19 protein-coding genes, 2 tRNA genes and 3 pseudogenes are annotated in these 23,656 nt (G+C 72.1%); 14 read left to right on the forward strand and 10 right to left on the reverse strand.

Annotated elements, in window-relative coordinates; genetic code table 11:
- Positions 1-154 precede the first annotated feature (154 nt).
- On the reverse strand, positions 155-1,600 hold the full coding sequence (locus ACZ5WC_RS25670; protein ID WP_096630810.1) for a glyceraldehyde-3-phosphate dehydrogenase: 1,446 nt from the start codon (positions 1,598-1,600) through the stop codon (positions 155-157).
- Positions 1,601-2,022: 422 nt separating this feature from the next.
- Here ACZ5WC_RS25670 and ACZ5WC_RS25675 point away from each other — a divergent pair, with 422 nt between their 5' ends.
- From ACZ5WC_RS25675 to ACZ5WC_RS25695, 5 genes are read left to right on the forward strand one after another with little or no spacing between them, the layout of a single operon-like run.
- Positions 2,023-4,131: a sensor histidine kinase gene (locus tag ACZ5WC_RS25675; protein ID WP_468543007.1), complete on the forward strand. Its 2,109-nt coding sequence runs from the start codon at positions 2,023-2,025 to the stop codon at positions 4,129-4,131.
- A 5-nt stretch (positions 4,132-4,136) separates the two neighbouring features.
- Positions 4,137-4,571, forward strand: a complete 435-nt coding sequence (locus ACZ5WC_RS25680; RefSeq protein ID WP_468543008.1) for a roadblock/LC7 domain-containing protein — start codon at positions 4,137-4,139, stop codon at positions 4,569-4,571.
- A 2-nt stretch (positions 4,572-4,573) separates the two neighbouring features.
- Positions 4,574-4,945, forward strand: coding sequence for a DUF742 domain-containing protein (locus ACZ5WC_RS25685; protein ID WP_311123057.1), 372 nt, complete (start codon positions 4,574-4,576; stop codon positions 4,943-4,945).
- Positions 4,923-5,546, forward strand: a complete 624-nt coding sequence (locus tag ACZ5WC_RS25690) for a GTP-binding protein (protein ID WP_468543009.1) — start codon at positions 4,923-4,925, stop codon at positions 5,544-5,546. Before ACZ5WC_RS25685 ends, ACZ5WC_RS25690 begins: the two co-directional genes overlap by 23 nt.
- Entirely contained in the window at positions 5,543-6,127 is a 585-nt protein-coding gene (locus ACZ5WC_RS25695) for a GAF domain-containing protein (RefSeq protein ID WP_468543010.1), read from the forward strand. The genes ACZ5WC_RS25690 and ACZ5WC_RS25695 overlap by 4 nt, the downstream gene beginning before the upstream one ends.
- 342 nt (positions 6,128-6,469) lie before the next feature.
- On the opposite strand, the gene ACZ5WC_RS25700 is transcribed toward ACZ5WC_RS25695, so the two are convergent.
- Both ACZ5WC_RS25700 and ACZ5WC_RS25705 read right to left on the reverse strand, forming a co-directional pair.
- Complete coding sequence (locus ACZ5WC_RS25700) at positions 6,470-7,372, reverse strand: transketolase family protein (RefSeq protein WP_468543011.1); 903 nt, start codon at positions 7,370-7,372, stop codon at positions 6,470-6,472.
- A 74-nt stretch (positions 7,373-7,446) separates the two neighbouring features.
- Positions 7,447-8,186 (reverse strand): annotated as a pseudogene (locus ACZ5WC_RS25705) (transketolase).
- A gap of 127 nt (positions 8,187-8,313) precedes the next feature.
- Here ACZ5WC_RS25705 and ACZ5WC_RS25710 point away from each other — a divergent pair.
- From ACZ5WC_RS25710 to ACZ5WC_RS25720, 3 genes are all read left to right on the forward strand, one after another.
- Positions 8,314-8,387, forward strand: a tRNA-Pro gene (locus ACZ5WC_RS25710).
- Positions 8,388-8,489: 102 nt separating this feature from the next.
- Positions 8,490-10,100: a hypothetical protein gene (locus tag ACZ5WC_RS25715; protein ID WP_468543012.1), complete on the forward strand. Its 1,611-nt coding sequence runs from the start codon at positions 8,490-8,492 to the stop codon at positions 10,098-10,100.
- Positions 10,097-10,471 carry a hypothetical protein gene (locus ACZ5WC_RS25720; RefSeq protein WP_468543013.1) on the forward strand — a complete coding sequence of 125 codons (375 nt, stop codon included), beginning with the start codon at positions 10,097-10,099 and terminating at the stop codon, positions 10,469-10,471. Before ACZ5WC_RS25715 ends, ACZ5WC_RS25720 begins: the two co-directional genes overlap by 4 nt.
- A gap of 12 nt (positions 10,472-10,483) precedes the next feature.
- Here ACZ5WC_RS25720 and ACZ5WC_RS25725 read toward each other — a convergent pair whose 3' ends face one another.
- The 6 genes and pseudogenes from ACZ5WC_RS25725 to ACZ5WC_RS25750 all read right to left on the reverse strand — a co-directional run bounded on the left by ACZ5WC_RS25725 (position 10,484) and on the right by ACZ5WC_RS25750 (position 15,262).
- Positions 10,484-10,930 carry a cold-shock protein gene (locus ACZ5WC_RS25725; RefSeq protein ID WP_468543014.1) on the reverse strand — a complete coding sequence of 149 codons (447 nt, stop codon included), beginning with the start codon at positions 10,928-10,930 and terminating at the stop codon, positions 10,484-10,486.
- A 291-nt stretch (positions 10,931-11,221) separates the two neighbouring features.
- Positions 11,222-12,124, reverse strand: a complete 903-nt coding sequence (locus ACZ5WC_RS25730) for a DUF2510 domain-containing protein (RefSeq protein WP_468543046.1) — start codon at positions 12,122-12,124, stop codon at positions 11,222-11,224.
- 65 nt (positions 12,125-12,189) lie between these two features.
- Positions 12,190-12,336: pseudogene (locus tag ACZ5WC_RS25735) on the reverse strand (LuxR C-terminal-related transcriptional regulator); the annotation flags it as partial.
- 19 nt (positions 12,337-12,355) lie between these two features.
- Positions 12,356-14,266: pseudogene (locus tag ACZ5WC_RS25740) on the reverse strand (DUF2264 domain-containing protein); the annotation flags it as partial.
- Entirely contained in the window at positions 14,263-14,697 is a 435-nt protein-coding gene (locus ACZ5WC_RS25745; RefSeq protein ID WP_468543015.1) for a hypothetical protein, read from the reverse strand. The gene ACZ5WC_RS25745 and the pseudogene ACZ5WC_RS25740, both read right to left, overlap by 4 nt.
- Before the next feature lie 85 nt (positions 14,698-14,782).
- Positions 14,783-15,262 (reverse strand): DUF309 domain-containing protein, encoded by a 480-nt coding sequence (locus ACZ5WC_RS25750; protein WP_468543016.1) that lies wholly within the window; start codon positions 15,260-15,262, stop codon positions 14,783-14,785.
- A gap of 110 nt (positions 15,263-15,372) precedes the next feature.
- Between ACZ5WC_RS25750 and ACZ5WC_RS25755 the strand changes: the two genes are divergently transcribed.
- Entirely contained in the window at positions 15,373-18,027 is a 2,655-nt protein-coding gene (locus ACZ5WC_RS25755) for an ATP-binding protein (RefSeq protein WP_468543017.1), read from the forward strand.
- Positions 18,028-18,076: 49 nt separating this feature from the next.
- Positions 18,077-18,150 (forward strand) — tRNA-Pro (locus tag ACZ5WC_RS25760).
- A gap of 359 nt (positions 18,151-18,509) precedes the next feature.
- Here ACZ5WC_RS25760 and aztA read toward each other — a convergent pair.
- Complete coding sequence (gene aztA, locus ACZ5WC_RS25765) at positions 18,510-19,253, reverse strand: zinc ABC transporter ATP-binding protein AztA (protein ID WP_468543018.1); 744 nt, start codon at positions 19,251-19,253, stop codon at positions 18,510-18,512.
- Between the two features lie 15 nt (positions 19,254-19,268).
- On the opposite strand from aztA, the gene aztB reads away from it, so the two are divergent.
- The 4 genes from aztB to aztD all read left to right on the forward strand — a co-directional run bounded on the left by aztB (position 19,269) and on the right by aztD (position 23,653).
- Positions 19,269-20,129, forward strand: a complete 861-nt coding sequence (gene aztB / locus ACZ5WC_RS25770; protein WP_468543019.1) for a zinc ABC transporter permease AztB — start codon at positions 19,269-19,271, stop codon at positions 20,127-20,129.
- A 21-nt stretch (positions 20,130-20,150) separates the two neighbouring features.
- On the forward strand, positions 20,151-21,386 hold the full coding sequence (locus tag ACZ5WC_RS25775; RefSeq protein ID WP_468543020.1) for a hypothetical protein: 1,236 nt from the start codon (positions 20,151-20,153) through the stop codon (positions 21,384-21,386).
- Positions 21,383-22,360 (forward strand): zinc ABC transporter substrate-binding protein AztC, encoded by a 978-nt coding sequence (gene aztC / locus ACZ5WC_RS25780; protein ID WP_468543021.1) that lies wholly within the window; start codon positions 21,383-21,385, stop codon positions 22,358-22,360. The genes ACZ5WC_RS25775 and aztC overlap by 4 nt, the downstream gene beginning before the upstream one ends.
- 90 nt (positions 22,361-22,450) lie before the next feature.
- A complete protein-coding gene (gene aztD / locus ACZ5WC_RS25785) occupies positions 22,451-23,653 on the forward strand; it encodes a zinc metallochaperone AztD (protein ID WP_468543022.1) in 1,203 nt (400 codons plus the stop codon).
- Positions 23,654-23,656 lie beyond the last annotated feature (3 nt).

The following is a 23,656-nucleotide window of genomic DNA, read 5'->3' on the forward strand; positions in this document are numbered from 1 at the left end:
CCCACCCGTGACCACCCCGGTGGTCACGGGTGCGAACGGCGGCATCGGCAGCGGTCCCCGCCCCGGGCGGAGGCCGCTGCCCTTCGCGCGCAAAGGCCGGTGCCCGGCAGGCGGACCTGCCGGGCACCGGGGACGTACATGCCTGCCGCCGGGGTCAGACCGCCGGGGCCGGGAACGTCGGGTACTCCACCCCGGAGACGTGCTGGACGACCCGGATGACCTGGCACGAGTAGCCGAACTCGTTGTCGTACCAGAGGTAGAGGATCGCGTTGTCGCCGTCGACCTTGGTGGCGCCCGCGTCGACGATCGAGGCGTGGCGCGAGCCGATGAAGTCGCTGGAGACCGCGTCCGGCGCGCTGATGAAGTCGATCTGGCGCTTGAGCGGCGAGGCCAGCGACACGTTGCGCAGGTAGTCGAGCACCTCCTCGCGGGTGGTCTCGCGCTCCAGTCGCAGGCTGAGGATCGCGATCGAGACGTCCGGCACCGGCACGCGGATCGAGCTGCCGGTGATCGGGGCGTCCAGGTCGGGCAGCGCCTTGGCCACGGCCGAGGCGGCCCCGGTCTCGGTGATGACCATGTTGAGCGCCGCCGAACGGCCGCGACGGTCCGAACCGTGGTAGTTGTCCAGCAGGTTCTGGTCGTTGGTGTACGAGTGGACCGTCTCCACGTGCCCGCGCAGAACGCCGTACTCGTCCGCCATCGCCTTCAGCGGCGGGACGATCGCGTTGGTCGTGCAGGACGCGCAGGACAGGATCCGCTCGTCCGGCTTGACCGTGTCGTGGTTGACGCCGTGCACGATGTTGGGGACGTCGCCCTTGCCCGGTGCGGTGAGCACGACCTTGGCGATACCCGGCTGGAGGTGCTTGGAGAGACCCTCGCGGTCGCGCCACCGGCCGGTGTTGTCGATCAGGATGGCGTCCTTGATGCCGTACGCCGTGTAGTCGACCGTCGTCGGGTCGTCGGAGTAGATCACCTTGATCTCGTTGCCATTGGCGATGATCTTGCTGTTCGCCTCGTCGACGGTGATCGTGCCCTGGAACTGACCGTGGATGGAGTCGCGCCGCAGCAGCGAGGCGCGCTTGACGATGTCCTGGCCGGAGCCCTTGCGGACGACGATGGCCCGCAGGCGCAGGCCGTTGCCCGAACCGGCCTTCTCGATGAGCAGACGAGCCAGGAGCCGGCCGATGCGGCCGAAGCCGTAGAGCACGACATCGCGCGACTCGCGCCGCTCGATCTTGTTCTCGCCGGTCGCCCCGGCGACGGCCTCGGCGGTGAACTCCTCGACCGAGAGTCCGCGCCCGTCGGCCCGGTACGTCGCGGCCAGCATGCCTATGTCGATCTGGGAGGGGCCGAGATCGAGCGTCGTCAGAGCCTTGAGGAAGGGCATCGTCTCGGTGACCGAGAGCTCCTCGCCCGCGATCTGCCGGGCGAAGCGGTGCGTCTTGAGGATGCTGACCACCGACTTGTTCACCAGGGAGCGGCTGTGCAGCAGGACATTGACGTCCTGCTCGCGGTGCAGCTTCCCGATGATCGGGATCATCGACTCCGCGATCTCCTCGCGGTGCATCCAGTTGGTGAACGAGTCGTCATTGACAGTCACAAGTTTATCTTTCGAGCTAGGCGGCGCTCATATGGTAACCGCCTGCCCTTCCGGCCCGTCGGGCGGTGCCCTACCTGCGGGTAGGCCGACGAGTCGACGCCTTCGGGCGGCATCCGGGTGCTCGCGGTGTCCAGCATGTGGGCAGTCGTCAGCGGTGCGTGCCGATCCGGGGTCAATCGGGTGCAATCGGGCGTGCGTGCGAGCTGTCATACCAGAGTGGGACGGATGGCGGGCAAGTTCGACAACTGCCCGTCGCGCATACGTCATTGACGACTACCGTGTGTGCCCGGTGATCAACGGTGGGCTCATAACGTTCGGGCCTGCCCGACCGATGACCCGAGCCTGACCGACCACCGTAGGGGCCGCCGTATGGATGCCGACACCGCCGCCGCTCCCCGGTGCCCCCTGTACCGAGGACGCTGATGTCTCAACTTCGCGCACCCGAAGCGCGACCGGACCGCCGTGAGGGCGGGCGGCACGGCCGCCCCGGCAACCGTGCCCACCCGGCCACGAACAGGCCGCGTGCCGCCCAGCCTTCCCCCGAGGCCCGGATACGCCCTCAGCTGCTGCGGACCGCGCTGCTCCCGGCCATCGCCGCCGTGCTCAGCGGAGCCGCGGCCGTCATCTTCACCATCCGAGCCGGAGCCGTCGGCACCACACCCAGCCTCTGGGCCGCCCTCGGCGGATCGGCGGCCCTGGCGGTCGCCGCCGTCGCGGCCGCCTACCTCGGCGCCAACCGGGTGGCCGGTCAGATCCTGGACCGCGCCCTCGCCCTCCGGCGCGCCAGCGCCCAGGGCCAGGCCGAACTGCAACGGGTGGTGGAGCAGCTCCGCAGCGGGGAGACCGTCCCCGCACGCCGCCCACCGGGGCCCGCCGCGCCGGGCGGCGACGCCTTCGACCTGCTCGGGCAGGAGATGGCCCGGGCCCAGGAGGCCTCCGTCGCCGCCGTCGTCCAGGCGTCCCAGCTCTTCAGCAGCACCGGCAACGAACAGAAGGTCGAGGTCTTCGTCAACCTCGCGCGGCGGCTCCAGTCCCTCGTCCACCGCGAGATCCAGATCCTCGACGAGCTGGAGCACGAGGTCGAGGACCCCGACCTCCTCAAGGGCCTCTTCCACGTCGACCACCTCGCCACCCGCATCCGCCGCCACGCGGAGAACCTCGCCGTCCTCGGTGGGGCCGTCTCCCGGCGGCAGTGGAGCAATCCGGTCACCATGACCGAGGTCCTGCGCTCGGCCATCGCCGAGGTCGAGCAGTATCCGCGGGTCAAGCTGGTCCCGCCGATAGAGGGCACCCTGCGCGGCCACGCCGTCGCCGACGTGATCCACCTGCTGGCCGAACTCGTCGAGAACGCCACCGTGTTCTCCGCCCCGCACACCCAGGTCCTCCTGCGCGTCCAGCACGTCACCGCCGGGCTCGCCCTGGAGGTGGAGGACCGCGGCCTCGGGATGCCGGACCACGAGCAGAAGCGGATGAACGCCCTGCTCTCCGACCCCGACCAGGTCAACGTCGCCCACCTCCTCCAGGACGGCCGGATCGGCCTGTTCGTCGTCTCCGCCCTGGCCCGCCGCCACGGCATCGCGGTCCGCCTCCAGAGCAACATCTACGGCGGTACGCAGGCGGTCCTGGTCCTCCCGCAGTCGCTGCTCGGGGCCGACCCCGACGCGGGGCCCGCACCCGAAGGCGCTCCCGTGCCGCCTCCCGGCGCCGTACACCGGCCGCCCGTCGAAGGCGCGGCCCCACCCGCCCCGCCGCACGGCCGTACGACCCGGTCGGCAGGTCCCGCCCAGCCGTCCCAGGTCCCCGCCCCAGGCCGGAACGGCCACCGCCCCGGGCCGCCAGCGGGCGAGGCCCCGCCCCTCCCGCTGCGCGCCGAGCGCATCGACCGGCCGACACCCCCCGCGTCTCCGCCCGAGCCGCGACCCGCACCGCCCGCCGCCGTGCCCGAGCACGAGGACCGGCCCGCGAGTGCGGCGGCGGCCCGGCCCGAGCTGCCGAAGCGGAGCAACCAGGAACACCTGGTCCCGCAGCTGCGGGAGGCACCCGCCCCACGTGTCGAGGACGAGCACGCGCTGCACGACCCGGGGCTGATGGCCGCCTTCCGGCGCGGCGTCGACCTGGCCGAGGCCCAGACGGCCCAGGAGGAGGGCACCGGCGGCGGATACGAGGACCCCACCGGGACCGGGCGCACCGGCACCGACGGGCAGACCGCGCTCGACGCCCCCCTGGAGACCCTCGCGCCCCTCCCCGTACGCGGAGCGGCCGCCCCGGCCGACCGGCCCCGTCCGGCCCCGGCCGACCGCGTGCTGCCCGCCGCGGGCGTTCCCGCACCGGACAGCCGTTCATCCGACGCGTACCCCCACGACAGTGCCGCGTACCAGCCGAACAGCTACGCCCAGGACCGGCACGGTCACCCCCCGGGCACCGGCGGGCACGAAGCCCCCGCCCCCGTACTCGGCGCGTTCGCCCCCGACGCCTTCCTGCCGGGCCTGGCCGTGCCGGAACCCCGTAAAGACACCACCTTCAAGGAGTAGACACCATGACGACCGACATGCCGTCCGGTCAGGTCCCGGATCTGGACTGGCTGCTGAGCGGGCTGGTCCAACGCGTGCCCTACACGCGCAGCGCGGTCCTGCTCTCGGCCGACGGGCTGGTGAAATCCGTGCACGGCATGGACCCCGACAGCGCCGACCACATGGCCGCCCTGGCGGCCGGCCTCTACTCGCTGGGCCGCAGCGCGGGGGCCCGCTTCGGGGACAACGGGGACGTCCGGCAGGTGGTCGTGGAGCTGGACTCCACGCTCCTGTTCGTCTCCACCGCCGGATCGGGCACCTGTCTCGCCGTCCTCTCCGGGCGCGAGGCGGACGCCGCCGTGCTCGGATACGAGATGGCGATGCTGGTCAAGAGCGTCCGCCCCTATCTGATGACCCCGCTGCGGCAGCCGGCCGGGGCCCCGTTCACTCCGGGGCTGTGAGGATGCCGGCCCCGCAGGACGGGCCCCTGCTCGATGACGCGGCCGGCCGGCTCATCCGCCCGTACACCGTGAGCAACGGCCGCACCCGGCCGTCCACCGCGTTCGATCTGCTGTCGCTGATCATGGCCACGGGCATCGAGCCGGACATCCCCCTCGGCCCGGAACACACCGTCGCCCTCGGACTGTGCGACGGGCCGATGTCCGTCGCCGAGATCGCCGCACACCTCCGGCTGCCCGCGGTCGTCGCCAAGGTCATCCTCTCCGACCTGGTCGCCTGCGGAGCGGTCACCGCGCACGCTCCCGCTTTCCATGACACGCCCACCGACCGATCCCTGCTGGAGGCAGTGCTCGATGGTTTACGACGACAGCTCTGACCGCACCGGAACCTCCGAGTTCTTTCCCGTGGCCCTCAAGGTCCTGGTCGCCGGCGGATTCGGCGTCGGCAAGACGACGTTCGTGGGCGCGGTCAGCGAGATCGCCCCGCTGAGTACCGAGGAACTGCTGACGCAGGTCAGTGTGGGGACCGACAACCTGGAAGGCGTGGAGTCCAAGACGGCCACCACCGTCGCCATGGACTTCGGCCGCATCACCCTCTCCGAAGAGCACGTCCTCTATCTGTTCGGTACACCCGGCCAGGAGCGGTTCTGGTTCATGTGGGACGAGCTCTCCCAGGGCGCGCTCGGAGCCGTGGTGCTGGCCGACACCCGGCGGCTCGCGGAGTGCTTCGCCGCGGTGGACTTCTTCGAACGGCGCGGCATCGGCTTCATCGTCGCGGTCAACGAGTTCGACGGCGCCTACCGCTACGAGCCCGACGAGGTCCGCGCCGCCCTCGACCTCGGCCCCGAGGTACCGGTCGTCCTGTGCGACGCCCGGATCGCCAGCTCCGGCACGGGCGCCCTGGTCACCCTCGTCCAGCACCTCATCAACGCCACCTCGGCGCCCGCCCCGCTGCAGACCTTCGGAGCCCACCCGTGACATCCTTCGCCACCGGCCGGATGCTTCTGACGCCCACAGACCGGCACGGTCCGGCCCGTGCGCGGCGGCTGCGCACGCTGGATCTCGGCGAACGCCCCGACGCCTCCTTCGACAGCTTCGACGCCTTCGCCGACAAGGTGGCCGAAGCGACCGCCGCACCCTTCTCAATGGTCAACTTCATCGACGAGAACCGGCAGTTCTTCGCCGGACTGCACACCCCGGCGGGCAACCGGGGCGGCCGGGACCTGGGAGCCGCCGCCGCGGGCAGCAACCGCAGCGGCCGCTACCTGGCCCGTGACCACGGCTACTGCCCGCACGTCCTCGTCCGGCGCAAGGCGCTCGTCCTGGAGGACGTCTGCGACTACCCGCGGTTCGCGGGCAATCCGGTGGTCGACGACATAGGCATCCGCTCCTACCTCGGGGCGCCGCTGATCGACCGCACCGGGATCGCGCTCGGCACCGTCTGCGCCGTCGACACCGTGCCCCGCCCCTGGGGGCGGGCCGGGCTCGACACCATCAAGTCCCTCGCCCATGAACTCGTCCGCCAGATCGACCACCGGGAGGGCCACCACCCCCTCTGACCTCCCGCCCCGACTTCCGGCTCCCCGTTCCCCGCACGGCGGAGCGGGCGCTCAACCCCCGGGCGGAGCACCGGTGCTGCCCCGCAGTGCCACACCCCCCGATCCGCGCACCCGGGAGCGCACCGCACCCGACGGCCCGCGACGCGAGGACGATCGCCTCCTCGCCCGTCTCTGTGAGCGGCAGCGCCCCCCTGGGGGCAGCGGCGGCGCCAACTCCCGTACGACGGGGATGTCGTCGAACCCCGCGAGCGCCATGTCCTCGCGCACCCGCGCACCCGCGCACCCGCCTCCCGCAGCGCGGCCCGCCGCCCCACCGGTCGCCCGCCCGACCGGATCGGCAGGTCAGGGGCGGAGGAAGCCGGTGATCCGGTCCCGCAGCCCCTGCGGGGCCAGCCCGTGCGCCGTCAGGTGCTCGTCCATCCGCCCGTAGCGTCGCAGCTCCGCGCGCCCCACCCCCAGGCCCAGCACCCGGTGCGGCAGATCCATGAGCGCCTCGCCCGCCGCCGCGGCCGAGGTGCCCGCCAGGTACGGCTCCACGATCACCACGTCCGCCGCGGCGGACGCACCGGCGGCCCGGCGTACCCCGACGGCGTCGAACGGTCGCACAGTCGTCGCGTACAGGACGGTCACGTCCAGTCCCTCGGTGGCCGCGAGGACGTTGTCGAGGAGGGGGCCGACCGCGATCACGGTTCCGCCGCGCCCTTCGCGTACGACGGAGAAGCCCTGGCCGCCGACCACCGGCCGGGGCTGCCTGTTCGTCTGGAGCGAGAGGCGGACGTACACCCGGTCGTCCCCGGTGACCGACGCCCGCAGCAGGGCCTCGGCCTCGTCGGGGTGGCCCGGCACATGCACCGTCCAGCCGTCGAGTGTGTCCAGGAGGGCGACGTCACCGGGCGCCATGTGGGTGAAGCCCCCGGCCGGCCAGTCGTACGAGCCTCCGGCGCTCACCAGGATCCCGCCCGCCCCCTGGTGCCCGAAGTCCAGCTTCACCTGCTCGAAGGGCCGCTCCACCAGGAAGCTCGCGAAGGTGTGGACGATCGGCCGCAGCCCGGTGAGGGCCATCCCCGCTCCGGCCCCGACCAGGAGCTGCTCCCGGATGCCCACGTTGATCACCCGGTCGGGGTGGGCCCGCCGCGCCGGAGCGAAGCCGTCGGCGCTGATGTCGGCGAGGACGACGGCCAGCCGGGGTTCCTCGTCCAGGAGCCGGGTGGTGGTCGAGATGAAGCGGTCGCGCATGGTGTCCATGAAAGGTCCCTCCCGGGGCTTGGTCGTACGTCGTCGCACGTCGTCGTGCGTGGTGGTCGTACGGGCCGTACTGGTCAGCTCTTGGGCTCGACCCGGGCCACGACGGCCCGTGGCCTGCCCGGATGGGGTGCGGTGAAGGCCGCGTACAGGGCTTCGTGGTCACGGCCGTCCACGGTCACCGCCGACCACCCGGCCGACGCGAACCGGGAGGCGATCCCGCCGGGCCAGCCGTGGGTGGCGGACGCGTTGTCGATCACCAGCGTGTGCAGCTGTTCGAGACCGGCCGGGCCCGCGTGGGCGATGGCCTCGTGGTTGCTGCCCTCGTCCAGCTCGGCGTCGCCGATCAGCACCCACACCCGGGGATCGGTGAGCCCCTGGGCCCGCAGCCCCAGCACGGTCCCGACGGCCAGCGGAAGCCCGTGGCCCAGGGACCCGCTGCCGATCTCCGCGCCGGGGACGAGCAGCCGGTCCGGATGGTGCCCGAGCGGCGAGTCGTACGCCCCGAAGCCGGGCAGCAGCTCCTCGTCGAAGAACCCGTGTGCCGCGAGGACGGCGTAGTACGCCATCGGCCCGTGCCCCTTGGAGAGCAGGAAGCGGTCCCGCCCCGGGGCGTCGACGGTGGCGGATGTGACGCGCAGCACCCGCTGTAGAGGACCCACAGGGCGTCCAGCGTGGAGTGGGCGGCGGGGGCGTGCTTCTCGGCCCCAGTCATCAGGGAGAGGAGGCGAGTGAGGTCCTGGAAGGCCGGGGCGGGAGCCTTCCGATCGGTGAGGGGCCGGTGGTCGTGGGCCGGTGCGGCGGTTGTGTTCGTCATGCCGTCCAGCGTTCAACCTCAACCAAGGTCGAGGTCAAGTGCGGAATGGTGTTGGTGACCACCGGTCCGAGTGCGGTATTGTTCTCATGCGCGTTCGGCCAGGGGAAACCCCAGGTCAGGCGGGCAACGGGACGTGGCGCAGCTTGGTAGCGCACTTGACTGGGGGTCAAGGGGTCGCAGGTTCAAATCCTGTCGTCCCGACTTTGCTTTTCGCAGGTCGGAAGCCGTCTTCTCATGCATGAGAGGGCGGCCTTCTGTGCGTTCGGTCGAGCGATGCTTCAGCCGCCTGAAGGAGGGGAGCTGGTGGAGCGGTCGCCCCTGGGTCGAGACGCTGCGGGTACGGCCACCCGACTGCTCTGCGTCGGTGTCTACCGTGATGCGTCGTTCCGCGCTGCGGTGATCGACGAGCTCTACGTCTGCGAGGAGCGGTTCGTGGCTCCCTCGCCCGGGGCCGACACGGCGTGCGTGCTCGGCCATGCCCTCAGGGCCCGTCGGGCGGAGGCCGGCTTCGCGGCGGTGACCCTGCTCCTGTGGGCCGTGTTCGGCTTTCTCACGCAAGGGCTGGTGCTTTTGTGGTTGCCGCCCTTTCTGCTTGTCGTTCTTGCTGCTGCGGTCAGAGGGCGTGCACCGGAGGTGACCCCGCACCGCGCGGTGCCGGCAGGCGTACTCACACTGTGCGGTGCGTCGGCGGCTCTGTTGACGCTGCCGCTGCTGAAGGGCGGTGCGTGGTGGGGCTGGGGTTCGGGGCGCGATGAAGTGCCGGACATTCAGGCGTTTGTTGCCTTTGTCTTTCCTTTCGCGCTGGCCGAGGTCGTGCACCTGCGCTGGACGTGGCTCGCCGGGGTGCTGCACCACGAACTGTCCGCCGAGAGGTTCGGCGAACAGGGCGCGGCGCTGTTCGGCCCGCGCGGCGCAGAGGTGCCCGCCCGCCGTGGCACAGCCCGGTTCCGGCGCATCAGTCGGCGTATCCGGGAGGAGCAGCACGCCCCCCTGGTGATGTACCGGCCGGAGAATCCGTTCTGCGGTGTGGGCGTGCCGAACGAACCCTGGTCTCTCTCGGTCGAGTTGCGTCCCAGGGAAGGGCACTCGCCCGGCCCGGTGGACAACCGGACGATCCTGCGCCACCTCGTACCGACCCTGGAGCGGCTGAGGACCCCGTCCACGCGTGCCGAGACCGACGCGGTACGGGACCGTCTGCGGGGGCTGGAGATCGAGGAGGTGGTGTTCCTGCCGGTTGAGGGCCTGCCGGCCAGGGACATCGGGCCGCAGATCCTGCGGACCTCGGGGGAGCACCGCACCCGGGCGGTCGAGGAGGGCGGCGAGGCTCGCCGGTACTACCTGCGGATATCCGTGGTGGGCTGGAACGGCGAGCTCGTCGTCACCGTCTTCGTGCGGGTGCACACCCAGGGCGGAATTCTGGTCCTGGAGTTGGTTCCGTACACCTTGCACCCGGTGAAGGCCGCCTACCGCAGGGCCGACCGGGAGGCGCAGGAGTGGCGCCGCCGCAGCCCGTGGGACAGGACGGCCTGGGTGTTCCGGCGGGTTCCCGGTGCCACGTTCGCCGCGCCGGTCACGTTGGTGCGGCTGTGCGTGGCGGCCTTGCGCGGCGCGGGCCGGGTTCGTGGCCTGCCGGACGGCCCCGCGGTATCGGTGCGCGAGCTCGGATCGGACGAGGAGCTGTCGCCGTTTCAGGCCATGGACGCCCGGCGTTATCTGACGAGCATCAAGGAGCGGGTGGCCACCGAGGTGCGTCAGGCGCTGTACGAGGCCGGCTGGCAGACCGGGGAGTTCGAACGCAAGGTAGTGAGCGTCGCCAGCGGGGGAGTCTTCATCGAGTCCGCACACGGTGCGGTCGGTATCGGTGACGGAAACACCGTCACCACGCACATGTCCGGTGAACAGGAGGATGCATGACAGAGAACCAGGGTGCGAGCCCGGCGGGCGTCCACATCGGCACGGTGCATGGCGTCGCTGTCGTCGGAGACCACAACACGGTCACGTATCACGATCCGTCCCGGACCCGAGAACTGCGTCTCTCCGTAAGGCAGTTGCGGGCCGAACTCGCCGACAGGCAGGGGGCCGCGGGGGAGGGAGGCCTCGATGTGATCCGTGGGCTGGACCGTGAGCTCGCGGACGCCGAGGACGAGCTGACGTCCAGTGGCGCGGCGAGCCCGGCTCGGCTGGCAAGGCTGCGGCAGGCGTTGGCCGACGCGGGTGCGGTGACCGCGACCATGGCCTCTGCGGTGGCAGTGGGCCAGGCGGTGGGCGCCTTGCTCGGCGGCTGACAGGGGGGAGCTCTAGGACTCCACCCACCCATGGCTCGTGGCGAGCCGCACCATGCGCTCCCGGATGCTCAGGATCTGCTCACCGGTCAGCGGCGGCTTGCTGATGAGCAGGGCCTCGGTGACCTCGTCGGTGTAGTCCTTGACCGAGAGCACCTCGCACGTGCCGTCGTCCAGGTCCGTCCTCGCGTCCGGCGCCGAGGTGTGGGAGGCGGCCGATGCCGGACGCGGATCGGTGCGGGGCGACGAGGACGCCCGGTCGCTCGCGAGGGAGACGGCGGACGCCTTGAGGCCCCGGTCTCCGGCCTCCAGGTCGAAGCTGACCAGGACACCGGGGTTGATCAGCGACTTGTCGATGAGGAGGTCGTTGACGTGCAGGAACACATCGGAGCCCCCGCCGTCGGGGGAGACGAAACCATATCCGCGCACCTCATCGAACCGGACGACCCTGCCCGTAGCCATATGCAGCCCCACACCTCTGACGAAAGCGCAACACCTGTGCACTGTCTGTACAACGCGAACCATGGCGGCTGCCGGTCGATCGCTCCAGGCGAGCCCGGCCGGTCGGCCGGTCGGCCGCGAACACAGGGTATACGTCGGAGAATCCGCTGCGGGCTGCGGGCTGCGGGCTGCGGGCTGGTGGACTGTCGGCCACCGGCCCACCCCGCCCGCCGTCGGCTCCCTGCCCGAGCAGGAGCCCGGCGGCACCCCGACCTCACGGCCCACGGCCCGCAGCCCCGTCCACCGTGCGGTTCAGGCCGCTCCGCGGTTGCCCGCCCCGGCGCCGGACGCCGCCTTGATGCCCCGGGTGATCTCGTCCAGGACGGAGAGCTTCGGCGCGTCCTTGCTGATGTCGAACCCGGACCGGACCACGACGAGCATGTCGGTGGAGGCGGGGGAGGGGAACACCAGCGATTCCACGTATCCGTCGTCACCCCTCTCCGTCACCACCTTCCAGCGCACCGCGTAGCCCTTCTCGCCCGCCACGGTGACCGCCCCGGACTTCAGTACCTCGTGCGAGGTGATCTTTCCGTAGGTCGTGCCGCCGTAGGACTCCTTGGCGTTGACGGCGATGTCCTTCTTCGCCGCCTCCTCCGGGGTGCCGGCGGTGAGCTCCAGGGCGGCCGCCGGAGCCGAGAACACTCCGCCGCGCACACAGGTCTCGTCCGTGTCACCGGGGCAGGGGTGCTCACCCGTCGTCATACCGGCGCCGACCGGGGCGGACTTGCCCTGCCACCCCTTCGGCACCGGCATGCTGATCCCGGCGGCCAGGTCCGTGGCGAAGCCCGGCTCCGTCTGCGGGGCCCGCTCGCCGGGGCCCCGGCCGTCACCGTCGCCCTCGCTGCCGCCGCCCTTCCGGTCGCCCTCCGGGCCGCCGTCCGGTGCGCCGGAGCCGTCGGGAGCGGCGGACGGCGAGGAGGCCGCGGTGCCGGGACGTCCGCCGTCGTCCTCGCCCAGCAGGTACACACCGCCCCCGATTGCCGCGAGCACCACCGCGCCGACGACCACGCCGACGCCGATACGGATTCCGCGCCGCCGCGCCGCGGCGGGCGAGGCGCGGACGTGGCCGGTCCACCGGGCCCCGTCCCACCAGCGTTCCTGAGCGGGGCTGTTTCCTGAATGCCCGGGGTCTGGATGCCAGCCGGGCGGGGTCATCTGGGTCACGGGGTGCACCTTATGCGGATCGGGTGAGAATCACATGAACTGCCCGCACCCGTTCCTCACGGCTCGATCGGGCCCGCGCGGATCGCGTACCGCGTCAGCTCAGGACGGTCGCGCAGGCCGAGCTTCTGGGGCGGGTCGGCCCGGTGGCGCTCCACGGTCCTGATGCTGATGACAAACAGTTCGCCGATCCTCTTCGAGGAGTTCGCCAGGGTGCGTCCAAGGGCTGTGATCGACCGTCACCGTGGTGCCACGCCCGAAAGCGATCCGGGCCCGCGCCCCGCCCTCCGCCCAGTACACGGTGACCGTGTCACCCGTCACCTCCACCCGGTCCACCACACCGTCCAGTGGGGCGGCGTCCGGCTCGGCGGTGAGGGACGCGAGGGCCACCAGGACCGCCGTGCCGGTCACGTCGGCGGCCAGCCGGGGCACGGTCGCCCAGCGGGTGAACGCCGTACCCTGCGGGGCCCGTACGTCCTCCGCCTCCGCCGTCTCCCAGCCGTGCAGCCCGAGCAGCTGCGAGCGCACCGGGCCCCCGGGCTCGGTGGCCCACCCCGTCAGCTCCGCCCGCGCCCCGTCCGGCGCGAACAGCACCCGGTGCACCCGCAGCTCGTGGCGGCCCCGCGCCACGGTCACGCTCTCCACCCGCAGCCCGGGGACGGTGGGCGGGCCCGCCGGGAACACCGGCCGGTGCCAGGAGCCCGCCCAGCCCCAGCCGTCGCCGTGCCCGGACCCGAGCGGATGGATGCGCCGGCGTGCGCTGCGCGCCCCGCCGACCACCACCGCCAGATGGTTGTCCGCCGGGTTGGCCGCCGACGTTGGCCCGGTCACCGTGGAGTAGGCGAGCCGTGCGTAGTGCGGGTCCTCGTCGGCCGCCGACTCGCCCTCCTCCGGGCGGACATGGTCGCTGCCGTGGTTGTGCAGCCGCACCACCCCGTCCCCCCGGGTCGACTGCACCAGGAACCCGGGGGCCGGTACGGACAGCACCCGGTCGGGACCCTCGCTCGGGGCCGCCTCCTCCGCCGACGCCCACAGCGGGTGCCCGGCGGGGGCGAGCAGGGCCACGAACGCCTTGGACGCCCAGTACGGCGAGGCGGGACCCGAATACGTCTGGAGCGTCGCCGGATGAGGGCCGTGCCAGCCGAGGTTCAGCAGACCGTCGCTCCCGGCCGCCCCGCGCTCCAGGAAGTACCGCAGCGACCCGCTGGCCACCCGCCGGGAAGCCCCCGGGCCGAGCGGCGTATGCCCGGTCACCGCGCCCAGGCCCACGGCCGCGCTCGCGGCGAAGCGGTAGGCCAGCGAGCGGCCGAAGTACAGCGGGGCCCCGTCGCCGCCGAACAGCAGCGAGAAGTTCTCCAGGTGCTCGCGCAGGCGCGTCCCGTGCCGCGCCGACTCCCCCGCGTCGCCCGCCAGATGCGCGTCGAGCAGCGGATACAGGTGCAGCGCCCAGCCGTTGTAGTGATCAAAGGCGCGCCCGTCGCCGTCGGCATACCAGCCGTCGCCCCGGTACCAGCTCTCCAGCAGCTCAAGGGCCCGCTCCCGGGCCCGTACGGTCTCCGCGTCGCCCCGGCCCACCGACTCCAGGAACCCGGCGACGGTGTACGGGAAGAGGTACCAGTTGTTGGCCGCGGGGACCTGCCGCAGCGCGCGCCGGAGCCACCGTTCCGCCCGGTCCTGCACGTCCGGTGCCAGCCGGTCCCAGAGCCAGGGGCGGGTGAGCCGCAGCCCGAGCGCCACCGAGGCGGACTCCACCATGGGCTGGCCCTGCACATGATGGTCCAGGATCAGCGGCCAGGACTCCGCGTCGTCCCGCCCCGGCGTGCGCGTACCGGCGTCCAGCCCCTCGGCGTACCGCTCCAGCAGCCCGCGCGGGTCCTCTCCCCCCGCTCCGGCGACCCGGAACCCGGCGGCCAGGAACGTTCGCGCGTACCCCTCAAGACCGTCCGACCGGACCCCGGAGTGCGACGGGGGGCCGGGCAGATCGAGCCGGGCCCCGCCCGGGGAGGCCCACTTCCAGGCCGTGTCCAGCATCCCGTCGGCGACGGCCTCCCAGTGGGCACGGGTGTAGCCGGTGTACGGACTCGACGTCCGGTCCTCCGGGGGGAGCCCGAAGGGACAGGTGCCGGGCCGCCTCACGGAAGCAGCATCCAGTCCGCCCCGACCGCGGCGACCAGCCCCGTCCCCAGAAGCCAACTGCCCAGCCTGGTCCGGCCGTTCCTGCTGAGCTCGATCACCACACCGCACAGGATGAGCGCGAGCCCGTACACACCGACGACCAGCACCGAGGAGCGGCTGGCGATCCGCAGGCCGAGCACCACGGCCATCGCCGCCATACCCACCGAGGAGAGGACGATCCGCAGCCGTCTCGCCTGGCGCGGTGTGAGCCGCTTCCCCTCGGCGTCCCGTTCACCCGCTGCCGCCCCGGCCCCCGGCGCCGAGGGGTGCGCGGCCACGGCTTCGGGTTCCGCTATCGGTGCGTCGGCGGTGGCCCGGTCGCCGGCGGACGGCTCGCCGTTCGGCTCGTCCTCGCGCTGGTCCCGGCGCTGGTCCTGGTCAGAAGTGCTCATGGAGCCGGATGGTAGTAGCTGCCCGGCACCCCGGCCCCCGGACCCGTTCCTTCCGGCCGTGCGCGGGCCCCGCGCAGCCCCCCCGCTACCCCAGCAGCCGTGGCGCCTCCGCCGCCGCGTCGACCGTCCCGCCCGTCTCCACCCGGTCCGCCAACTCCCGGGCCCAGGCCGCCAGTCCGGTGACCGCGATCCCGTGCGGCCCGGCCTCGGCGTACGGAGCGATCGCCCCTGCGCCCCGGCGCAACAGCCGTGCCCCGCCCGCGGTGTTGCCGCGCGCGGAGTGGGTCAGCCCCACCGCGAGCTGCGCCAGCCCCCGCCAGAGCTCGCGTTCCTTCTCCGGCCCCGACTTCCAGGCGTCCTCGAACACCTCGTGCGCATGGAACGGCATCCCCGCGTCCAGCAGCCGCTGCGCCTCCCGGAGCGTTTCCGGAGGCGTCCGGACGACCCCCTCCGGCTGCCGTTCGACGCCGGGCGTCCCGTACGGCAGCGGGCGTCCCAGCCCGTCGCGGGGGCGCGCATTGCGCGCCCGGCCCTCGGCATCACGGTCTCTGCGCGTCTCGTTCACTACTCGATTGTGCCCCGCACCTGCAAGGAATCCTGCGAACCCTGTCGGTGAGCACCCGCGCACGACTAGGCTCGACCGTCGAGAAGACTGCCTCTGTGGGAAGGGTGGGCATGAAGCCGTCCCGGCCGTTGTACGAACGTGAACCGGAACTCGCCGCCGCTGCCGAGGCGGTGGACGCCCTGTGCGGTGCGCAGGCCGTCGGCGGTCTGCTGGTCTTCAGCGGAGAGGCCGGGATCGGCAAGACCGCGCTGCTCGCGGAGATCCAGGCGATGGCCGCCGACCGCTGCACTGTCTGGTCCGCCCGTGGCGGCGAGACCGTCACCTCCGTGCCGTTCCATGTGGTGCGGCAGCTGTTGCAGCCCGCGTTCGACCGGTTCCCGCCCGACGAGACCCGGGCCCTGTTCGGCGACTGGTACGAGACCACCGCGCCCGCCCTCGGACTCGCCGAGCCGAGCGGCCGGCAGCTCGACCCGCAGGGTGTGCGCGACGGCCTGGACTTCGTCGTCGGCCGGCTCGCCTCCCGGCTCAGCCACCGGCCGCTGCTCCTCATCGTGGACGACGCCCACTGGGCGGACGGCGAATCCCTGGCCTGGCTGGCCTCGTTCACCGCCCGCCTCGGTGAACTCCCGGTCCTGGTCGTCCAGGCGCACCGCCCGCAGGAACTGGCCGAACGCGACGCCAACTACATCGCCGACCGCGAGGCCGAGCGTGACTCTGGCGGTCACGGCAAGGTGAACCGGGTCGCCCTGCGGGCCCTGACCCCCGACGCCACCGCCGTACTGGTCCGCGCGGGGCTCGGCGAACACGCCGACGACCCGTTCTGCCGCGAGGTGTGGGCGGTGACCGGCGGCAACCCGTACGAGGCGGTCGAGCTGGTCGCCAAGGTCCAGGACCGCGAGCTGCCACCGGTGGAGGAATCGGCCGGGGAGCTGCGGGAGCTGGGCGCCTCCGCCCGGGGCAGCGGGCTCGTGGCCCGTCTGGAGCGGCTGGGCACCAACGCCAACCGCTTCGCCTGGGCGGCCGCCGTCCTGGGCACCGACATCTCCCAGGAGTTGGCGGCCACCCTCGCCGGGATGAGTTCGGCGGAGGCCGCCGACTGCACGGCCCGGCTGCGCGACGCCCGTATCGTCAGCGGATTCGACCCCCTGGAGTTCGTCCACCCGCTGATCGCCACCGCCGTCTACCGCTCCATCCCGCCAGCCACCCGCACCGCCATGCACGGGCGCGCCGCCTGGGCGATCACCCGGGCCGGTCTCGGGGCCGCCGCGGCCTCCCGGCATCTGCTGGAGGTCCACCCGGACGACGACCAGGAGTTGGTCGCGCAGCTGCGGGAAGCCGCCAAGCAGCATCTCGCGGTCGGCGCCCCCGAAGCGGCCAGGCGCTGTCTGGAACGGGCCCTGGAGGAGCCGCCCCGCCCCAAGGACCGGGCGGTCCTCCTCTACGAGCTGGGCTGTGCAACCCTGCTCAGTTCACCGCCCACCACGGTCCAGTATCTGCGTGCCGCCCTCGACATGCCGGGACTCGACGACGGCCTGCGCGTGGACGCCACCTTCCGGCTCGCCGCCGCGCTCGCCCACAACAACCAGCTCAAGGACGCGGCGCTCTCGCTGGCAGCCGAGGCGGGCCGTACCGCACCCGGCCCCGGGCTGATGCGCCTCCAAGCCGCGCACTTCATGTGGGAGGGCATGCAGGCCTCCGAGGACGACGGGCCGGCCCGCTCCCGGCGGCTGGCCCGCAACGCCGACCACCTCAAGGGGCGCGACAACTCCGAGCGGGCCCTGCTCACCCTGCGGGCCTTTGACGCGATGCTGCGCGGCGAGAACGCCCAGCTCATCGTCGACCTCTGCGAACGCGCCCTGATCGACGGCAGCCCCGCCCGCGGTCTCGGCTGGACCGACTCCGAGTGGGGCTTCGAGCTCCCCACCATGGTCGGCATCACCTACGCCTTCACCGACCAGCTCGACCGCGCCGAGAGCCTCTTCGGCGAAGCCGTCCGGGCCTTCGAGATCTCCGGCTGGAGCGGGGCCCACCTGGCGTTCGCCCACACCCTGCTCGGCATGGTCCACCGCCGTCGCGGCCGCCTCGCCGAGGCCGAGGGCTTTCTGCGCGAAGGGCTCCGTCTCGCCGACCGCGTCGGCTCCGGACTGCCCGTGCACTGGGACGCGGCGTGCCTGCTCATCGACACCCTGCTGGCGCGCGGCCGGATCGAGGAAGCCCGCCGGGTCGCCGACCGGTACGCCTTCGGCCCGCCCTACCCCAGTGCCATGGTGCTGCCCGACGCCCCGTGCGTACGAGGCCGTCTGCTCCTGGCGGAGGGCCGCAAGGCGGAGGCCGTCGCCGAGCTCGAATCGGCGGGCGCAGCTCTGGAGCCGCGCGAACGGTTCAACGGCATCTGGGCCCCTTGGGCGGGCGATCTGGCCCGCGCCCTGGCAGACGAGGACCCGGCCCGCGCGTCCCATCTGGCCGCCCGCGCCCGGGTGCACGCGGAACGGTTCGGCACTCCCACCGCCCTGGGCGAGGCCCTGCGCTGCGTCTCGCTCTTCGCACCGCCGGAGCAGTCCGTCCAGTTGCTCGCCGATGCGGTGGGCCACCTGGAGAAGTCGCCCTCCGCCTACGAGCACGCCCTCGCCCGGGTCGAATACGGCATCGCGATCGGTTCTCACCGGGAACTGGCCCGCGCCCAGAAGCAGGCGATGACCTGCGGGGCCGAGGGGCTGGCCGCTCGTGCCCAGCAGGCACGGGCGTCGATCCGGTCCTCGGAGTGAGGTAATGTTTGTCCTGCGCGGCCGCCCGGGGAACCGGGAGGAAACGCAGCGGGACGTGGCGCAGCTTGGTAGCGCACTTGACTGGGGGTCAAGGGGTCGCAGGTTCAAATCCTGTCGTCCCGACTTGTGAAAGTCGCAGATCAGGGCCGGTCTCGGAGAAATCCGAGACCGGCCCTGAATCGTTTCGGGACCTCCTGGGGGCCAGTGGGGGACCGGGGCGGTTCGAGCACCCTGACCCTCGGGCCGACGGCCCGCCGCGCGTCCCTGGTCTGCGACGATGTCGCCCCTCTCCTTGACTTGACCGCCGCCCGGGCGGACGGTGCGCCGGTGCGTTCGCCCGGTGGGTCTTCTGTCCGGGCCGGCAGCGGTAGTTGTCGAGGACGAGGACGCCGCCTTCGGCGAGCCCTGACCGGGGCAGCAACACTTCGGCGCTGCGCACCACCTCGCGAAGACGGCCGAGCCGTCGGTTGTGGCGGGCCCCCTCAGAGTGCTTGCCAGAGCCGGGTCAGCGATGACGTGGTGAGGACCTGGTCCGGACGCCCCTGCCCGGCGAGACGGCCGTCCTGGAGCAGGAGGCAGGCGTCCGCCGCGCGTGCCACCTCAAGATCATGCGTGGCCTGGACGATCGTCACCCCGTCGGCGACCAGCGTCGTCAGCAGTGCCCCGATCCGCTCCCTCGCCTCCGGATCCAGGCCGGTGGTCGGCTCGTCGAGGAGCAGCAGGTCCGACTCCTGCGCCAGCCCCTGGGCGATGAGCGCACGCTGACGCTGCCCGCCCGACACCTCGCCCAGCTGGCGTGAGGCGAGGTCGCCGATGCGGAGCCGGTCGAGCACCGTGTCCACGGTCGCGTGGTCCCGTGCGGTCAGCCGGCGCCACGGGCCGCGCTCGCCCCAGCGTCCCATCTCCACGGTCTGCCGAACGGTGAGCGGAAGAGTGTCGCCGACTGCTCCGCGCTGCGGCACGAAGGCGGGCGGCCGGTCACCGGTGCGGAGGAGGTCGCCGGATGTCGGCTTGATCACACCGGCGAGTACGCCGAGCAGGGTCGACTTGCCGCTGCCGTTCGGGCCGACGAGCACCGTCATGGCCAACTCGGCTATCTCCCCGCTGACGTGATGGAGCACCGGGCGCCCTGGATAGCCGGCGCACAGTTCCGAGAAGCGGAGGCTGGCAGTCCGATCGAGCAGTGGGGCGGGTGAGGGGCGCGGTGTATTGAACATGATTTTCATTGTAGTGTCCGGGGCATGGAATGGTTGACGGTCCCGTTCGAGGTGACCTTCGTGCAGCGAGCCCTGTGGGGCGGGATGCTGGTCTCCGCCATCTGTGCGCTGGCGGGCACCTGGGTGGTGCTGAGGGGGATGGCCTTCCTCGGTGACGCCATGTCCCACGGGCTGCTGCCGGGCGTCGCGGTCGCCGCGTTGCTCGGGGGAAATCTGATGGTGGGCGCGGTGGTCAGCGCCGCCGTCATGACGGCGGGCGTCACCGCGCTGGGCCGTACGCCGAGGCTGTCGCAGGACACCGGCATCGGGCTGCTGTTCGTCGGCATGCTCTCGCTCGGCGTGATCATCGTGTCGCGATCGCAGTCCTTCGCGGTCGACCTGACCGGCTTCCTCTTCGGTGACGTCCTCGCCGTCAGGCAGCAGGACCTCCTCATGCTCGCCGCGGCGTTGCTCGTGGCGCTGGCGGTGTCGGTCCTCGGTCACCGCGCCTTCCTGGCCCTGGCGTTCGACTCGCGCAAGGCCCACACCCTGGGGCTGCGGCCGCGCCTGGCACACGCCGTACTCCTCGGCCTCCTCGGCCTGGCGATCGTCGCCTCGTTCCACATCGTGGGCACGCTGCTCGTCCTCGGACTGCTCATCGCACCGCCGGCGGCCGCCGTGCCCTGGGCCCGTTCCGTGCGCGGGGTCATGGTGCTCGCCGCACTGCTCGGCACCCTGGCCACGTTCGGCGGCCTGCTGCTGTCCTGGCACCTGAGCACCGCAGCCGGCGCGACTGTCGCGGCCCTCGCGGTCAGCCTGTTCTTCCTCTCCCACGTGCTGTCAGGCCTGCGAGACCGGCGTACGCGCCAGGCCCACCTCACGGCACCCCTGCTCGAAGTCAACTGAAAGAAGCCAGAGGCGATCACCATGACCGTCCGCAGAAACGTCACTCCGTGGGCATCGGCCGCACTCGTTCTCACCGCGCTGCTCACCACGAGTTGCGCGGGGGAGAAGCACAACGCCACGCGACCCGCCGCGAGTCCGCCGCCCGCCACTCCGCACGGGTACGTCGAGGGAGCCCAGGAGGCCGCCGAGCAGCAGTCCCGACTCCTCCTGAACGACCCGGACAGCGGAAACACCGGGGTTCTCGACCTCATCACCGGCAAGGTGCACAGGACGGCCCAGGTGAAGGACGCCGTTCGGCTGGGCACGGACGGCAGGTTCGGCTACCTTCACGCGCCCGGCGGCACCCGTGTGCTCGACAGCGGCGCCTGGATGGTGGACCACGGGGACCACGTCCACTACTACAGCGCGGCGACGCGGGACGTGGGTGCGCTTCCCGCGGCCACCCAAGCACAGATACGCGGTGATGCCGCCGTGACCGCGGTGACCGATGAGAACGGCCGCACCCTCCTCTACGACCGCAGCAAGCTGGAGAAGGGGCAGATCACCACTCCTCGGACCCTGCACGGCACTTACACCGGTGCCGTCGTGCCGTACGAGGAACACCTGCTCGCCTTCACGAACAAGGGCGGCACCACCGAACTCGTCGTCCTCGACCGCAAGGGCGAACGCGCAGCCTCCCCGGACGCGACGTGCGAGGCACCCCGGGGAGACGCCGTCACCCGGCGCGGCGTGATCCTCGGCTGCGCGGACGGCGCCCTGCTCGTGCGTGCGCAGGGCGGCGCCTTCACCGCCGAGGAGATCCCGTACCCCAAGCACGTCCCGGCGCGGGAACGAGCCACCGCCTTCCGCCATCGGCCCGGCAGCGACACCCTCACCGCCCCGGCCGGAGAGGACGCCGTCTGGATCCTCGACGTCACCGAGCGGACCTGGAAGCGGGTGGACACCGGGCCCGTCGTCGCGGCCAACACGGCCGGCGAGGGCTCCCCGCTGCTCGTTCTGGAGACCGACGGCTCGGTGCACGGCTATGACATCGCGACCGGAGAGCGGACCGTACGGACCAAGCCGCTGCTGACAGCGGGCAAGCGGGACGACTCCGACGGCAGCGCCCCCGTCATCGAGGTCGACCGCAGCCGCGCCTACGTCAACGACCCCGAGGGCAAGAAGGTGTTCGAGATCGACTACGACGACGGCCTGCGCATCGCGCGCTCCTTCGACCTGGACGTCAAGCCGGTCCTCATGGTGGAGACCGGACGATGAGCCGAACCGAGGTGCGGCGTCGCGCGAGGGTGCGAGCCGCTCGCCTGCGACACCTGATCGCGGGTCTGCTCGCCCTGGTGACAGCCGCGACCGCCACTGCCTGCACGACCGACGACGACCGGCCCGGCATCGTCGTCACGACCAACATCCTCGGCGACGTCACCCGCGAGATCGTCGGCGACGAGGCCGACGTCACCGTCCTGATGAAGCCCAACGCCGACCCGCACTCCTTCGGTCTGTCGGCGGTGCAGGCCGCCGAGCTGGAACAGGCCGATCTGGTCGTCTACAACGGCCTGGGCCTGGAGGAGAACGTACTGCGGCACGTGGACGCCGCCCGCGAGTCCGGTGTCGCCACCTTCGCGGCCGGCGAGGCGGCCGACCCGCTCACCTTCCACACCGCCGACGACGGCGGCCCCGAGGGCGAGGAAGGGCAGCCCGACCCGCACTTCTGGACAGACCCCGGCCGGATGCACAAGGTCACCGGCCTGATAGCCGAGCAGGTCATCGAGCACGTCGACAGCGTGGACCCCGCCGCGATACGGGCCAACGCCGACCGCTACGCGAAGCAACTCACGGACCTCACCGCCTGGATGGAGACGTCCTTCGGCCGAGTCCCCGCGGACCGGCGGGCCCTGGTCACCAACCACCACGTCTTCGGCTACCTCGCCGAACGCTTCGGCTTGGAGGTGATCGGCGCGGTCATCCCCAGCGGCACCACGCTGGCCTCGCCCAGCTCCTCGGACCTGCGCTCCCTCACCGAGGCGATGGAGGGAGCGGGCGTACGCACCGTCTTCGCCGACTCCTCCCAGCCCAAACGGCTCGCCGAGGTACTGCGAACGGAACTGGGCGGCGGGGTTCGTGTCGTCGAACTCCACTCGGAGTCCCTGACCGCTAAGGGCGCGGGCGCCGACACCTACCTGCGGATGATGCGCGCCAACACCACCGCCATGGTCACCGGCCTGACCGGCGACTGACCCTCCGAGCCTCCCGGCCCCGCCCGCCATCGGGCGCCGGCTCGTCGTACCCCCATGCCGCCACCGCGCGGTGCAGAAAGGAACAGACCGATGAACAAGTCGATACGCGGCAGAGCCCTCACGGGCACGGCACTGGCCCTGGCCATCTCCACGGCCCTGACCGCCTGTGGCCCGGAGAGCTCCTCCTCCACCGACACCAAGTCCGACGGAACCGCGAGCGCCACGCCCGTGGTGGCGGTCAAGGAGCCGCTGGTCGCCACCTTCGACGGCGGCCTCTACATCCTCGACGGCGAGAGCCTGAAGCTCGCCAGGACCATTGACCTGCCCGGCTTCAACCGGGTCAACCCCGCGGGTGACAAGGACCACGTCATGGTCTCCACCGACAGCGGATTCCGCGTCCTGGACGCCACCGACCAGGCCCTCACCGGCATCGAGTACAAGGGCGCCAAGCCAGGCCACGTGGTCCGCCACGCCACGAAGACCGTGCTCTTCACCGACGGCACCGGAGAGGTCAACGTCTTCGACCCCACCGCACTGAGCAGCGGCACGAAGCCCGCGGGGCGCACCTACACCTCCGCCGAGCCGCACCACGGCGTCGCCATCGAACTGGCCGACGGCAAACTCGTGAGCACCCTGGGCACCGAGGAGAAGCGCACCGGCGCGCTGGTGCTGGACCGGAGGAACAAGGAGATCGCGCGCAGCGAGGACTGCCCCGGCGTCCACGGCGAGGCCGCCGCGAAGAACGAAGCCGTCGGCGTCGGCTGCGAGGACGGCATCCTGATCTACAAGGACGGCGAGTTCACCAAGATCGATTCCCCCGACGACTACGGCCGCATCGGCAACCAGGCCGGCAGCGACGCCTCGCCCGTTCTGCTGGGCGACTACAAGAGCGACCCCGACGCCGAGCTGGAACGCCCCACGCGCGTCTCCCTCATCGACACCGAGAAGAAGAAGCTGCGCCTGGTGGACCTGGGCACCAGCTACTCCTTCCGCTCGCTGGCCCGCGGCCCGCACGGCGAGGCCCTGGTCCTCGGCACCGACGGCGCCATCCACGTCATCGACCCGGACACCGGCGAGATCGAGAAGAAGATCCCCGCCGTGGGCGACTGGCAGGAGCCGCTGGAATGGCAGCAGGCCCGGCCCACCCTGTTCGTGCGCGGGCACGTCGCCTACGTCTCCGAGCCCGGCAAGAAGGCGCTGCACGCCATCGACGTGGAAACGGGGAAGAAGATCAGCTCCGTCACCCTGCCGAAGAGCACCAACGAGCTGTCGGGCGTCGTCGCCGGACACTGACCC

It is taken from the genome of Streptomyces sp. NPDC033165 (genome assembly GCF_055577965.1).